Origin of the sequence: Luteimonas wenzhouensis (genome assembly GCF_007859305.1) — a bacterium.
Taxonomy (GTDB): Bacteria; Pseudomonadota; Gammaproteobacteria; order Xanthomonadales; family Xanthomonadaceae; genus Luteimonas; species Luteimonas wenzhouensis.
The window spans coordinates 430437-443956 of record NZ_VOHE01000003.1 but is presented as its reverse complement, the minus strand read 5'-3'; the positions used below and the strand labels follow the sequence as shown (position 1 = coordinate 443956).

The 13520-nt window shown below is 74.0% G+C and carries 12 protein-coding genes; 4 read left to right on the top strand and 8 right to left on the bottom strand.

What is annotated here, in order from left to right; genetic code table 11:
• Positions 1-7: 7 nt before the first annotated feature.
• From FQY79_RS08420 to FQY79_RS08385, 8 genes are all read right to left on the bottom strand, one after another.
• Positions 8-1576, bottom strand: a complete 1569-nt coding sequence (locus FQY79_RS08420) for an APC family permease (RefSeq protein ID WP_146312450.1) — start codon at positions 1574-1576, stop codon at positions 8-10.
• A 67-nt stretch (positions 1577-1643) separates the two neighbouring features.
• Positions 1644-2846: a M24 family metallopeptidase gene (locus FQY79_RS08415; RefSeq protein WP_146312449.1), complete on the bottom strand. Its 1203-nt coding sequence runs from the start codon at positions 2844-2846 to the stop codon at positions 1644-1646.
• Entirely contained in the window at positions 2843-4444 is a 1602-nt protein-coding gene (locus FQY79_RS08410) for an aldehyde dehydrogenase family protein (RefSeq protein WP_186759874.1), read from the bottom strand. Before FQY79_RS08410 ends, FQY79_RS08415 begins: the two co-directional genes overlap by 4 nt.
• On the bottom strand, positions 4441-5340 hold the full coding sequence (locus FQY79_RS08405) for a dihydrodipicolinate synthase family protein (RefSeq protein WP_146312447.1): 900 nt from the start codon (positions 5338-5340) through the stop codon (positions 4441-4443). Before FQY79_RS08405 ends, FQY79_RS08410 begins: the two co-directional genes overlap by 4 nt.
• A 1-nt stretch (position 5341) precedes the next feature.
• A complete protein-coding gene (locus FQY79_RS08400) occupies positions 5342-6643 on the bottom strand; it encodes an FAD-dependent oxidoreductase (RefSeq protein WP_186759872.1) in 1302 nt (433 codons plus the stop codon).
• Complete coding sequence (locus FQY79_RS08395) at positions 6636-6881, bottom strand: 2Fe-2S iron-sulfur cluster-binding protein (protein ID WP_146312542.1); 246 nt, start codon at positions 6879-6881, stop codon at positions 6636-6638. The genes FQY79_RS08400 and FQY79_RS08395 overlap by 8 nt, the downstream gene beginning before the upstream one ends.
• Positions 6878-7984 carry an NAD(P)/FAD-dependent oxidoreductase gene (locus tag FQY79_RS08390; RefSeq protein ID WP_146312446.1) on the bottom strand — a complete coding sequence of 369 codons (1107 nt, stop codon included), beginning with the start codon at positions 7982-7984 and terminating at the stop codon, positions 6878-6880. Before FQY79_RS08390 ends, FQY79_RS08395 begins: the two co-directional genes overlap by 4 nt.
• A gap of 5 nt (positions 7985-7989) precedes the next feature.
• Positions 7990-8934 (bottom strand): proline racemase family protein, encoded by a 945-nt coding sequence (locus FQY79_RS08385; protein ID WP_146312445.1) that lies wholly within the window; start codon positions 8932-8934, stop codon positions 7990-7992.
• Positions 8935-9051: 117 nt separating this feature from the next.
• Here FQY79_RS08385 and FQY79_RS08380 point away from each other — a divergent pair, with 117 nt between their 5' ends.
• From FQY79_RS08380 to mutY, 4 genes are all read left to right on the top strand, one after another.
• The gene (locus FQY79_RS08380) at positions 9052-9810 is read left to right on the top strand and encodes an AraC family transcriptional regulator (RefSeq protein WP_146312444.1); all 759 of its coding nucleotides are present in this window, start codon (positions 9052-9054) and stop codon (positions 9808-9810) included.
• A gap of 75 nt (positions 9811-9885) precedes the next feature.
• Entirely contained in the window at positions 9886-11142 is a 1257-nt protein-coding gene (ftsY, locus tag FQY79_RS08375; protein ID WP_146312443.1) for a signal recognition particle-docking protein FtsY, read from the top strand.
• Between the two features lie 77 nt (positions 11143-11219).
• A complete protein-coding gene (locus FQY79_RS08370) occupies positions 11220-12410 on the top strand; it encodes an AsmA family protein (protein WP_146312442.1) in 1191 nt (396 codons plus the stop codon).
• Positions 12407-13477 (top strand): A/G-specific adenine glycosylase, encoded by a 1071-nt coding sequence (gene mutY, locus FQY79_RS08365; protein WP_146312441.1) that lies wholly within the window; start codon positions 12407-12409, stop codon positions 13475-13477. Before FQY79_RS08370 ends, mutY begins: the two co-directional genes overlap by 4 nt.
• The last annotated feature ends 43 nt before the right edge of the window (positions 13478-13520 follow it).

Below are 13520 nucleotides of genomic sequence, written 5' to 3'. Positions count from 1 at the left end.
TGTGCCCTCAGGCGCCGTCGTCTTCCTCCAGCTCGAGTTCCTCGCGGCGCAATCCGGCGCGCGCGGCCCATTCATACACGGCGTAGGCAATCGCCGCGACCGCCAGCGTGTCCCACGGATGGGCAATCGCGCCGATGCCGCCGAACGAGCCCAGGTACGACACCAGCATGACCATCAGGTAGAACGCGATCAGCCACGCCGAACACTGCACCTGGCGCCGCAGCTGCGCCCTGCCCTCGCGCGAGGGCAGCCGGTACAGCACGTAGCCGGCGAACATCACCACCTGCAGGCCGAGCAGCCAGGACAGCGTCTCCCAGCGCGACCAGTACACGATCAGCGCGGCGACGATGAACGACAGCGGGCCCAGTACCGCCAGCGCGCGCACCCTGAACGGCCGCGACATGCCCGGCGCGCTGCGTCGCAGCGCCGCCACCGCCACCGGCGCGGCGGCGTAGCTGAGCATCAGCGCCGCCGAGACCACGCCGATCAGCTTCTCCCACGACGGGAAGGGCAGGGTCCAGAACACCGACAGCGCGAAGCTCAGCCACAGCGCGGGCCGCGGGATCCCGGACTTCGCGTCCACCCTGGTCAGCGACTTGATGCCCAGGCCGCGCGCCCAGCCGTAGATCACCCGCGGCGTGGCGCTCATGTAGATGTTGCCGGTGCCGCTGGGCGAGACCACCGCGTCGGCGACCACCAGCCACGCCAGCCAGCCCAGCCCGAGGACCACCGCGATGTCGCGGTACGGCAGGCTGTACAGCTTGTCGATGCCGGCCCAGCCGTTGGCCAGCTGCTCGCCGGGGATGCTGCCCAGGAACGACAGCTGCAGCAGCACGTAGATCACGGTCGACAGCACGATCGACAGGATCAGCGCGAAGGGAATCGTGCGCTGCGGATCCCTGACCTCGCTGGCCACCGACACGATCGGGGTCAGCCCGAGGTAGGCGAAGATGATGCCGCCGGTGGAGATTGCCGCCTGGATGCCGGCCATGCCGCTGGGGGCGAAGCCGTGGACCTGCATGTTGTCCGCGTCGAAGTGCGACAGCAGCAGCACGATCACCAGCAGCGGCACCATGAACTTGAAGATGCTGACGATGTTGTTGGAGATCGCGAAGCTCTTGATGCTGAAGTAGTTGAGCAGGAAGTACAGCACCAGCAGCCCGAACTGCACGATCCACCCCAGCAGGGTCGGGCTGGTGCCGTCGGCCTGGGTCAGCGACGGGAACCACGCCGCCGCGTACTGGCGGCTGGCCACGGCCTCGATCGCGATCAGGCTGGAGAACGCGATCAGGGTGATGAAGCCCATCAGCGAGCCCAGCAGCGGCCCGTGCGAGTACTCGGGATAGCGGACCACGCCGCCGGCGCGCGGCAGCGCCGCGCCCAGCTCGCAGTACACCAGCCCGAGCAGGAACACGGCGATGCCGCCGAAGATCCAGGACACGATGCCCGCAGGCCCGGCCATCGAGGCCACGTGGCTCGCGGCGAACAGCCAGCCGGAGCCGAAGATCGAGCCCAGGCCGATGAAGGTCAGGTCGGTCAGGCTGAGGGTCTTGCGGAACTTGCCTTGTTGCGACATGGATCACCTGGTTGGGTGCAGCAGCGGATGGAAGGTTGGATCGGGGCCACGTCCATGTCGGCGGGGGTCATGCGAACGGCCGGTCGATCGCCGGCGACGGAGGGGTGAACCAGCGCGCGCCCTCCTCGGTGACGTGGAAGTGGTCTTCCAGGCGCACGCCGAACCGGCCCGGGACCACGATCATCGGTTCGTTGCTGGCGCACATGCCCGGCTCCAGCGCGCTGCGGTTGCCGCGCACCAGGTAGGGCGCCTCGTGGATCGCCAGGCCGCAGCCGTGGCCGGTGCGGTGCGGCAGGCCGGGCAGGCGGTAGTCCGGGCCGAGGCCCGCGGCCTCGAGCACGCGCCGCGCGGCGGCATCGACGTCCTCGCAGGCCACGCCCGGGCGCACCGCGGCGAACGCGGCGGCCTGCGCCGCGTGTTCGAGGTCCCAGATCCGCTTCTGTGCGTCGCTGGCCCTGCCGAACACCCAGGTGCGGGTGATGTCGGAGTGGTAGCCCTGGACCGTGCAGCCGGTGTCGATCAGCACCAGGTCGCCCTCGCGCAGGTGCTGCACGCCGGGGATGCCGTGCGGGTACGCGGTGGCGTGGCCGAACTGGACGATGCAGAAGGTCGACCCGTCGTCGGCGCCGAGCGCGCGGTGCGCCTGGTCGATGAAGCGCACCAGCTCGTCGGTGCCGATACCTTCGCGGGCGATGCCGGCCGCCAGGCGTTGGACCTGGAGGGTCATGTCGCAGGCCTGCTGCATCAGCGCCAGCTCCGCCGGGGACTTGCGCGCGCGGCAGCCGTCGATGATGGCGGCCGCATCCACGATCGCGGACGCGTCCAGGTGCGCGCGCAGGCCGGTGTGCACGGCGAAGGCCGCGGCCGGGTCCAGCGCCAGGCTGCGCGCACCCCGCTCCGCCATCGCCTGCGCGACCAGGGCATGGGGGTCCTCGTGCTCCTCCCACAGCCGCTTGCCGGCCGGCACCCGCAGCACCGCGTCGAGCGAGCCTTCCTCGAACGCCGGGCACACCAGCAGCGGATCACCGCTGGCCGTCAGCAACATCGCCACCAGGCGCTCGCTGGCGCCCCAGGGCACGCCGGCGAAGTAGCGCAGCGACGCGCCGGCGCCGACCAGCAGCGCGTCCACGCCCTGCGCGCGCATCAGCGCCCGCGCGCGCTCGATGCGCGCCTGGTACTCGTCGCCGGAAATCGGCGGCGCGGGCTGCGCCCACGGACGCAGACCCGCCAGCGCGGACTCCCGGTCGAGGTGGCCGATCTGCGCGCTCACCCCTGCGCCCCGATGGCCTCGCGGCTCCACTGGCCGTCGACCAGGCGCCAGGCGCCGGTCGGGTTGGCGTCGCGCAGCAGCGGCGGCAGCAGCCGGTCGGGCACGTTGTCGTAGCTGTGCAGGCCGGCGAAGCGCCGGATCGCGCCGGGCATGCCCACCGAGGTGAAGCCCGGATGGCTGGTCGCCGGGTACGGGCCGCCGTGGTTCATCGCCGGGCTGACCGCCACGCCGGTCGGCATCCGGTTCGCGATCAGCCGCCCCACCCGCGTGCGCAGCAGCGGGACCAGCGCCGCGGCCGCGGCGTCGTCGCTGCCGTCGCCGGCCAGGTAGAGGGTCGCGGTGAGGTTGCCCTCGAACGCGCGGGCGATGGCCTGCGACTGCGCCGCGCCGTCGCTGCGCACGACCAGGCTCACTGGTCCGAATGCCTCGGTCTGCAGCGCGGCCGGGTTGGCCAGGAACGCCGCGCCGTCGACCTGCAGCAACTTGGGTTGCACCCAGTAGCCCGCGCGGTCCGGATCCTCGCCGCCGGCGACGCGGGACGCGCCCGCGGCCAGCAGCGCGTCGACCGCTTGGGCCAGGTGGCGCTTGCCGTCGGCCGAGAACAGCACCTGCGCCGGGGCGGCGTCGAAGCGCGCCGCCGCCGCGGCGAGGAAGGCGTCGCCGGCGTCGCCGCGCGGCAGCACGATCACGCCGGGGTTGGTGCAGAACTGCCCGCTGCCCATGGTGCAGGACGCGAAGAACTCCTGCGCCAGCGCGTCGCCGCGTTCAGCCAGCGCGCCGTCGAGCAGGAACACCGGGTTGATGCTGGACATCTCCGCGTAGAACGGCACGCCCGCGGCATCGGCCTGGGCCTTGAGCGCCAGCCCGCCGGCACGCCCGCCGGTGAAGCCGACCCCGCCGATGCCCGCATGCCCCACCAGCAGGCCGCTGCACGCCGGATCGACCCGGTACAGCAGCTGGATCGCGGCGGCGGGCAGGCCGGCGGCGAGCAGCGCGGCATGGGCGATGCGGCCCAGCTTCTCGCTGGTGCCCGGGTGCAGCGGGTGCACCTTGGCGATCACCGGGTTGCGTGCGGCGATCGCCGAGGCGAAATCGCTGCCCGCGATCGCGTTGAATGCGAACGGGAAGTTGTTCGGGCCGAACACCGTGACCGGCTTGCCGAGCGGGCCGAACGCCGCCCGCAGCCCGGTGGCGGTGTCGACCACCGGATGCGCCCAGCTCCACTCGCGCACCGCGCGCGCGGCCTGGCGCAGCTGGCCGGTGGTGCGCGGCAGCTCCACCTCGCGCAGGCGCGGCGAGGCCGGCAGCCCGGTTTCGGCATGCGCCAGCGCCACCAGCGCCTCGGCCTCGACCTCGATCCCGGCGGCATAGCCGTCGAGGAAGGCGGCGATCCGTTCGGGGTCGGCGGCGGAGAATTCCTCCGCCACCGCCATCGCGGCCGCCACGGCCTCCCCGACCTCACGGCGGCCGCTGACCGGATAGGCCGGACCGATCGCTTCGCCGGTGGCCGGGTCGTGCGCGCGCAGTTCGCCAGCCGGTTCGACCGGATCGCGCCACGCCCCGCCCACCAGTACCTGCTGCAGTCCGGCCACCGTCACAGCTCCGGGCGGGTCTTGATCGCCTGCTCGATCACGCGCACCGCGTGCTCGCGCTCGGCGCCTTCCAGCACCAGGCGCGGCGCGCGCACCCGCTCGCTGCCCCAGCCCACCATCTGCTGGGTCAGCTTGATCGCCTGCACAAACTTGGGAATCGTGTCCAGGCGCAGGGTCGGCAGGAACCAGTCGTACAGTTCCTTGACCGCGGCGTAGCCGCCGTCGCGGGCGCGCTCGAACAGCACCACCGACTCGCGCGGGAAGGCGTTGACCTGGCCCGCGATCCAGCCGGTGACGCCCATCGCCAGGCCTTCGACGATGGCGTCGTCGATGCCGGTCATCAGCACCAGGCGATCGCCGGACAGTTCCTGGATGCCGGCCAGGCGGCGGATGTCGCCCGAGGACTCCTTGACCGCCTCGATCTGCGGGAACTCGTTGGCGAGCTCCACGATCTGCGCGGCGCTGAAGTCGGTCTTGTAGGCGATCGGGTTGTTGTACAGCAGGATCGGCAGCCGGGTGGCGCGGGCCACTGCCGCGAAATGCGCGCGGGCCTCGTGCCAGTCCGAGGAATAGGCGTACGCCGGCAGGATCATCAGCCCGCGCGCGCCCTCGGCCTCGCAGGCCTGCGCCAGCTTCACCGCCTCGCCGGTCGACAGCGAGCCGATGCCAGGGATCACCGGGACGTCGCCCAGCGCCTTCACCAGCGTGCGCACCACGGCCACCTTCTCGTCGAAGGACAGGGTCGCGCTCTCGCCCAGCGAACCCAGCGGGACCATGCCGATGCAGCCCGCCTCCACCTGCCACTGCGCATGCTTGGCGAGGAAGGCGTGGTCGACCTGGCCGTCCTCGGTGAAGGGGGTGGTAATCGCGGGGATCACACCCTGCCACATGCTCTTGCTCATTTCACAACTCCTGGGATTGACCCGCTGGATGGGCGTCGCCGAAACCGGCCAGCACCTCCAGCGGAACGGGAAAGATCGGGGGGCGGAAGCCACTCCTGGCCACGCCCCCCAGCTCGGCGAGCGCGCTGCCGCAGATACGGCCCTGGCAGGGGCCCATGCCGCAGCGGGTCATCAGCCTGGCCTCGCGGCCGGGCGCGTAGGCCGCGAGCGCGGACATCGGGACGTCCTCGCAGCGGCAGACGATGGTGTCGGGCCCGGCCAGCGCATGCAGCGCCGGATCGAGCGCGAAGTGGCGCCGCAGCCGCGCAGCGAAACCGCGCGCGCGCCGGCGCCTGGCCTGCAGCCGGCCGGCCGCGTTGCCATGGCCGGTGGCGGCATGGCCGGCGATCTCGCCCTCCACCAGGGCGCAGTCCACGCCGCCGATGCCGCAGGCCTCGCCGGCGGCGAACACGTTCGGCACGCTGGTGCACTGCCACTGGTCGACACGCACGTGCGCGTGGGCGCCATCGGCCTGCAGTGCGCAGCCGAGCATGTGCGCCAGCTCGATGTTCGGCACCAGGCCGAAGCCGCAGGCAAGGTGGTCGCAGTCGACGGTCACCACCCGCCCCTCCAGGCTCAGTTCGACCGCGCGCAGGGCGTGCCCGCCCAGCGCGCGCAACACGTGGCTGCCGGTGCGGTAGGGGACGTCCCACAGCGCAGCGCGCAGGCGCGCCGCCTGGAGCAGCTTGCCGGGCCAGCGCCACAGGCCGGCCGCGAACCCGGCCACCGCCTGGCGCGACGCCTGCTCGTGGATGCCGACCACCCGCGCGCCATGGCGCCTGAGGGTGGCCGCGGCGGCCAGCAGCAGCGGGCCGCTCCCCGCGACCACCACGCGCTTGTCGCGCAGCGGCCAGCCCTGCTTGGCCAGCGCCTGCGCGCCGCCGGCGCCGGTCACGCCCGGCAACGTCCAGCCGGGGAATGGCAGCAGCAGTTCGCGCGCGCCGGTGGCCAGCACCAGGGTGCCGTAGTCGATGCTGGCGGCTTCGTGCCCGCTGCGCAGGAACAGCCGGCTGCCGGAATGCCCGACTACCTCCGACTGCAGCAGCAGGCCCACGCCCGCCCGCGCCAGCTGGGCGCGCAGCGCGCGCGCCGGACCGGGCGCCCCGTGGCGCACGTCCTGGCGCCAGACCTGCCCGCCCGGCGCGGCCTGTGGGTCCACGACCAGCACCCGCGCACCGTGGGAAGCGGCCGCGCGCGCGGCCGACAGCCCCGCCGGACCGGCGCCGACGATGGCCACGTCGCAGCGGTGCATGCGCTCAGCCACGGGTCCGCACCTCCATGCCCTCGGCGACCGGCAGCAGGCAGGTGCGCTGCTGCGCGCGACCGTCGACGGTGGCCCTGCATTCGAAACACACGCCCATGCCGCACAGCGCGGTGCGGCGCTGGCCGGTGACCGACTCGCGTGCGGTGGCGCCGGCATGCGCGATCGCCGCGGCCACGCTGCTGCCGGCCACGACCGCGACCTGGCGCCCGTCCACGCGCAGGTGGACGATGCCGGTCACCGCGCCCATGCCGCCACCCGCGCCGGATCGTAGGGAGAGGGGTCGATGCCGGGCGCGCGCCCGGCCAGCAGGTCGAGCAGCAGCCGCGCCGTGCCCAGCGCCGTGGTCACGCCCAGGCCCTCGTGCCCGGTGGCCACCCAGCAGCCCGCGCGGCCGGGCACCGCGCCGACATAGGGACGCCCGTCGCCGGTGCACGGGCGCAGGCCGGTCCACACCCGGGTCGCCTGCAGCGCACGCAGCGCCGGCAGGTAGCGGAAGGCCCGCTCGAGCATGCGCGCGAGCACCGGCGGGTTGACCTCCGGGCCGCTGGCGTCGCGTTCGCGCGAGGAGCCGATCAGCAGCTGCCCGGTCGCGCGCGGCTGCACGTTGAAGGCGACGCTGGTGTCGTCGTCGCCGTGCGCGCTGTCGGCGTAGCCCAGCTCCAGCACCTGGTGGCGGACCAGTCCCGGATGGCGGTCGGTGACCACCAGGTGGCCGCGACGCACGTGCATTGGCAGTTCCGGCAGCAGCTGTGCGCTGGCATGGCCGGCCGCCACCAGCACCTGGCCGCGCAACACGCTGCCGTCGTCAAGCTCCACCCCACCATCGACCAGCCGCAGCGCGCGCCGGCGCAGTACCGCCGCGCCCGCGGCGCGGCAGCGCGCCATCAGCCAGTCCACTGCGCGCGGCGGGTACAGCACGCCTTCGCCGGGCACCAGCATGCCGCCGGCCAGCCCCGGGGCAAGCATCGGCTCGAGTTCGCGCAGCCGGGCGGCGTCCACGGCCTCGGCGTGCACGCCCGCGGCCTGCAGGCGCGCGATCTTGGCCGGGACCGCGGCCATCTCGCGGTCGTCCGCCGCCACCCACAGCGTCCCGCAGCGGCGGTATTCGGACTGTTCCAGGCCTTCGAACGCGTCCCACAGCCGCATCGAATAGCGGCTCAGGGCCAGTTCCGCCGGGTCGTCGTCCATCGCCACCAGGTGCCCCATCGACGCGGCCGTGACCCCGCCCCCGGCGATGCCGGCCTCGACGATCGCCACCCGGCGGCCGTCGGCCAGCGCCCGCTCGGCGCAGCTGGCGCCGATGATCCCGGCGCCGATGACGATGAGGTCGTAGCCGCCCATTCCGGTCACAGCGTCCCGCGGATGCCCCAGGCGAACGGATCGTCCGCCTCGATGAGGATTTCGGCACGGCCGGTGATCCACGCCCGGCCGGTGATGCGCGGCAGCACCCCGCGCCCGCCGGCCCGGTAGGTGCCCTCGAACACGCTGCCGAGAATGCCCTGCTGCACCCAGGTCTCGCCCTCGCCCAACTTGCCGTCCGCGGCCAGGCAGGCGAGCTTGGCGCTGGTGCCGGTGCCACAGGGCGAGCGGTCGTAGGCCCCGCCGGGGCACATCACGAAGTTGCGCGACTGGCCGCTGCCGTCGGGCGCCTCGCGGCTGATCTCGACGTGGTCGATCGCGCCACCGTCGTCACCGGTGATCCCCGCCGCATGGAGCGCGCGCAGCACCGCGACCGTGTACCGGCTCAGCTCCTCGCGGTATCCGAAGTCCAGCGGCGCGGGCGAATGTTCGGTGATGAAAAACCAGTTGCCGCCCCAGGCCACGTCGCCCACGACCTTGCCGTAACCGGGCACCTCCACTTCGACCGCGGCGGCCGCGCGGTAGCTTTCGACGTTGTCGATCGTGACCCGTCCGTCGCCATGCAACTCGACCCCGACCACGCCCACCGGCGTCTCGATCCGGTGCCGGCCCGGGCCGATGCGGCCCAGGTGGGCGAGCGTGCGGGTCAGGCCGATGGTGCCGTGGCCGCACATGCCGAGGAAGCCGACGTTGTTGAAGAAGATCACGCCCGCGCAGCAGTCCGGGTCGACCGGCTCCTGCAGCAGGGCGCCGACCATGGTGTCCGAGCCGCGCGGCTCGCAGGCGATGGCGCTGCGCCAGTGGTCGAACCCGGCGCGGAACCGGGCACGCCGCTCGGCCAGGCTGCCTGCGCCCAGGTCCGGGAATCCGGACAGCACGACCCGGGTCGGTTCGCCGGCGGTGTGGGAGTCGATGACGGAGATCCTGTCCATGCCCCATTCTCGGGCAGCCGCTGCGGGCCCCGCTAGCACGACCTCTCCGTGTCTGATGTTGAAATATGCATAATGCGGAAGGCGGCGATTCCCCCTCATCGCCGTTTTGCAGGAGCCATGGCCGTTCATTCGCAAAAGCGCGTGACGCAACGCAGCACAAACGCGGATGCGTTGGTGGAGACGCCGCTTCCGCCCTCGGAGCTGCAGGCGATCTTCGACGCACTGCCCGACGTGGTGTTCTTCATCAAGGACCGCGAAGGCCGCTACACCCACGTCAACCTGACCCTGGTGCGCCGGCTCGGCGCCCGCCACCGCGAGGACCTGGTCGGCAAGACCGCCGACCAGGTGTTCCCCAGCCGGCTCGGCGGCAGCTACATGGTCCAGGACCGGCGGGTACTGGCGGGCGAGACGATCGAGAACCAGCTCGAGCTGCACCTGTACGCGAACCGCACCGCGGGCTGGTGCCTCACCTTCAAGCGTCCGCTGCGCGACGGCGAACGGGTCACCGGCCTGGTGGGCATCTCCCGCGACCTCGACGCCCCGGACCGCCAGCATTCCTCGTTCGCCCGCCTGCAGCGCGCGGTCGACCACATGCAGGCGAACTACAACACGCCGCTGCGGGTGCAGACCCTGGCCGACATCGCCGAGGTGTCGGTGGCGCAGCTCGAACGCCTGTTCAAGCGGGTGTTCCAGCTCACCCCGCAGCAGCTGCTCACCAAGCTGCGGATCGAGGAGGCGATGCGCCTGCTGCACACCGACACCCGGATCGCCGAGATCGGCCAGGCCTGCGGCTTCTCGGACCAGAGCGCGTTCGCCCGCCAGTTCAAGGCCACCGTGGGCATGGCGCCACGCGATTACCGGGCCCTCGTGCGCTGAACCCGCGCGGCCGGCGCGCCGCGGCCCGGTGGTAGCATGTCCGGCCCCCACCTCCCCCCGGTGTCCACTGGTCCGATGATCCGACTGTTCGGCCGCAAGAAGCCCGACGCCCCTGCCGAGCGCGGGGACGGCGCCGGACGGCGCAAGGGCGGCTTCACCGCCGAGGAACTTGCCGCCGCGTTCCCGGGCGCCGGCCGTCCGGCGCCGCAGGCCGATCCGGCCGACGTCCCGCCGCAGCCCACGCCCCCGCCCACGCCCACGCCGGCTGCGACCGGGGCGGCGGAGGCGGCGGTGCCCACGGCCACCGTTCCGCCCGATGACCCGGTGGCCGCGGACGTTCCCGGGCCGGAGGCCGACGCACCGGCGGCCGGTCGCGATAGCGCCCAGGCCCCGCAGCCGCCCCCCGCCGCGCCCGGCAAGCCCGGCTGGCGCGAGCGCCTGCGCGGCAGCGCCTTCGCCCGTGGCGTGGGCAGCCTGTTCTCGCGCAATCCGCGCTTGGACGACGACCTGCTCGACGAGATCGAAACCGCGCTGCTGACCGCCGACGTGGGCGTGGCCGCCAGCACCGAACTGGTCGAACGCCTGCGCGGGCGGATGAAGGCACGCGAGTTCGCCGATACCGGCGCCCTGCTCGAGGCGCTGCGCGCCGAGCTGGTGGCGATGCTCGAACCGGTGGCGCGTCCGCTCGAGATCGACCCGGCGGCCAGGCCGTTCGTGATCCTCACCGTCGGCGTCAACGGCGTCGGCAAGACCACCACCATCGGCAAGCTCGCGCGCCGGTTCAAGGACGAGGGCCGTTCGCTGATGCTGGCCGCGGGCGACACCTTCCGCGCCGCCGCCGTGGCGCAGCTGCAGGCCTGGGGTGAACGCAACGGCGTGACCGTGGTCGCCCAGGGCCAGGACGCCGACCCGGCCTCGGTCGCGTTCGACGCACTGCAGGCCGCGCGCTCGCGCGGCGCCGACGTGCTGATCGCCGACACCGCAGGGCGCCTGCATACCCAGCAGGGGCTGATGGCCGAGCTGGGCAAGATCCGGCGCGTGCTGGGCAAGATCGACCCGGCCGCGCCGCACGAGGTCCTGATGGTGATCGACGGCACCACCGGCCAGAACGCGCTGGCGCAGCTGCGCCGGTTCCACGACGCGGTCAACGTCACCGGGCTGGTGGTGACCAAGCTCGACGGCACCGCCAAGGGCGGCGTGGTGTTCGCGCTGGCGCGCGAGTTCGGGATCCCGATCCGCTTCGCCGGCATCGGCGAACGGCCCGAGGACCTGCGCGTGTTCGACGCCCACGCGTTCGTCGACGCGCTGCTGCCCGAACGCCTCGGCGGGTGAACGCCGCGCGCGACCGGGCCGTGCCGCCACGCGCGCGCCGGCGCTGGGCGCGCATCGGGGCGTGGACCGCCCTGGCCGTGGCGGTCCTGCTCCTGCTCGCGTGGCTGGCGCTGGGCTCCGCGCCCGCGGCCTCGCTGCTGCTCTCGCGCATCGGCGCCGCGACCGGTCTGGAGATCCGCGCGCGTGGCGGCGCCTCGCTGCAGCTGGGCGCGCTGCCGGGGATCGTCGCCCGCGACCTCGAGGTCCGTGAACCGGGCGCCGCGGTTGCGCTGCTGCAGGCGCGGCGGGTGGTGGTCACCGCCCCCTGGCGCACGGTCCGCGGACTGGGCGACCGGCTCGATCTCACCCGGATCGAACTCGATGCCCCGCGCGTCGACCTGCCCGCGCTGCGGGCCTGGCTGGCCCGGCGGCCCCCGGGCGTGGGCCGGATGCCGGTGGTCGGTCGCGGCCTGCGCGCCGATGACGGGCACATCGAGGGCGGCGACTGGCGGATCGAATCCTTGCGCCTGTCCGTGCCGCGCCTGGCGCCGGACGCAGCGCTGCGCGCACGCGCCTCGGGCCGCTACGTCGACGCGGCGCTGCACGCGCCGTTCTCCCTGGCCGCCACCCTGCAGCGCCCGGAGAGCGGGCGCGGCTTCGGCCTGGCCGGCGTGGTCGCGCCCGACGCCGGCAGCTGGCGCCTGCCGGCCTGGGTGGCGCTTTCGGGAGCACTGCACTGGGAGCCGACGCTGCAGCTGCTGCCCGCGCGACTAGGCGCCAGCGGGCGTCTGGCCACCGCCACCGTCGACGAATCCTTCACGCTCGGCGCGCATGGGCCACTGCGCGCGCACGATGGCGCGTGGACCCTGCTGCCCGCGCACCTGGTGCTGCGCGGCGACGGCATGGTGCCCCGGCTCCACGCGCGCGGGCACGCGGCGCTCGGCGCGAGACTGCTGCTGCGCCTCGACGGGCGGCTCGCCCGCTGGCCGGACGCCTGGCCCGCGCTGCCGCCGCCGCTCGACGACCCCGGCGTGCCGCTGGCGCTCGGCCTGGACTACCGTGGCGCGCGCGACCTGTCCTCGCCGCTCGCGCTGCGCGCCGCGCGCGAGGGCGTGCGCTTCCACGGCCGGCTCGACGTGCCCGCGCTGCTGGCCTGGAACGCGCGGCGCGATTCGCCGCTGCCGCATTCGCCGCTGCCGCCGCTGCAGGGCCGGCTCGAGGCGGAGGCGGTCGAGGTCTCGGGCGCCCGGCTGCGCGGAGTGGTGATCGAGTTCGGGGACGCACCATGAGCCACGCCGCCACGTTCGCCACGCGCCTGCTGCAGTGGTTCGAGCAGTCCGGGCGCCACGACCTGCCCTGGCAGCATCCGCGCACGCCCTACCGGGTATGGCTGTCGGAGATCATGCTGCAGCAGACCCAGGTGCGCGTGGTCGTGCCCTACTTCGAGCGCTTCGTGGCGGCGCTGCCCGACGTGCGCGCGCTCGCCGGCGCGCCGCTGGACGAGGTGCTCGCGCTGTGGTCGGGGCTGGGCTATTACGCCCGCGCCCGCCACCTGCACGCCGCCGCGAAGCAGTGCGTCGAACGCCACGGCGGCGAGCTGCCACGCGACTTCGACGCCCTGCTGGCACTGCCCGGGATCGGCCGCAGCACCGCCGGCGCGATCCTGTCGCAGGCCTGGGGCGAGCGGGCCGCGATCCTCGACGGCAATGTCAAGCGCGTCCTGTGCCGGGTCCATGCGGTCGCCGGCTGGCCCGGCGCGCCCGCGGTCGAGAAGCGGCTGTGGGCGCTGGCCGGGGCCCACCTCGACGGTGTCCCCGACGGGCGCATGGCCGACTACACCCAGGCGCAGATGGACTTCGGCGCCACCCTGTGCGCCCGCCACGACCCGGCCTGCGCGCTGTGCCCGCTGCAGGACACCTGCCTGGCGCTGCGCGAGGGCCGGGTGCAGGAACTGCCGACCCCGCGCCCCGGCCGGCCGCTGCCCGAACGTCGCGCGCTGGCGCTGCTGCTGCGCGACGGCGACGGCCGGGTGCTCCTGCAGCGGCGTCCGCCCACCGGGATCTGGGCCGCGCTGTGGTCGCTGCCCGAGCACCCGGACCACGCCGCCGCGCGGGCCTGGTTCGAGCGGCACGTGCGCGGCGACTTCGACGCCGCGGCCGTCCTGGAACCGGTCGCGCACGCCTTCACCCACTACCGCCTCGACCTGCAGCCGCTGGCCTGGCAGGGCGTGGACCTGCTGCCGGCGGTGCGCGACCGCGCCGACCTGCGCTGGGTGGCCGCGCCGGAGCTGGGCACGCTGGGCATTCCCGCTCCGGTGCGGACCCTGCTGGCGCCGCGGCCCGGCCACGCCCGCTGAGCCCGCACGCCCGCGGGCAACGGCGCGCACGGCCTCCTACAAT

Bases quoted from the DNA above. Each gene is read 5' to 3' on its own strand.
- FQY79_RS08385 (WP_146312445.1), bottom strand. From the start codon at position 8,934: ATGGACAGGATCTCCGTCATCGACTCCCACACCGCCGGCGAACCGACC.
- FQY79_RS08380 (WP_146312444.1), top strand. From the start codon at position 9,052: ATGGCCGTTCATTCGCAAAAGCGCGTGACGCAACGCAGCACAAACGCG.
- FQY79_RS08390 (WP_146312446.1), bottom strand. From the start codon at position 7,984: ATGGGCGGCTACGACCTCATCGTCATCGGCGCCGGGATCATCGGCGCC.
- FQY79_RS08405 (WP_146312447.1), bottom strand. From the start codon at position 5,340: ATGAGCAAGAGCATGTGGCAGGGTGTGATCCCCGCGATTACCACCCCC.
- FQY79_RS08420 (WP_146312450.1), bottom strand. From the start codon at position 1,576: ATGTCGCAACAAGGCAAGTTCCGCAAGACCCTCAGCCTGACCGACCTG.
- mutY (WP_146312441.1), top strand. From the start codon at position 12,407: ATGAGCCACGCCGCCACGTTCGCCACGCGCCTGCTGCAGTGGTTCGAG.
- ftsY (WP_146312443.1), top strand. From the start codon at position 9,886: ATGATCCGACTGTTCGGCCGCAAGAAGCCCGACGCCCCTGCCGAGCGC.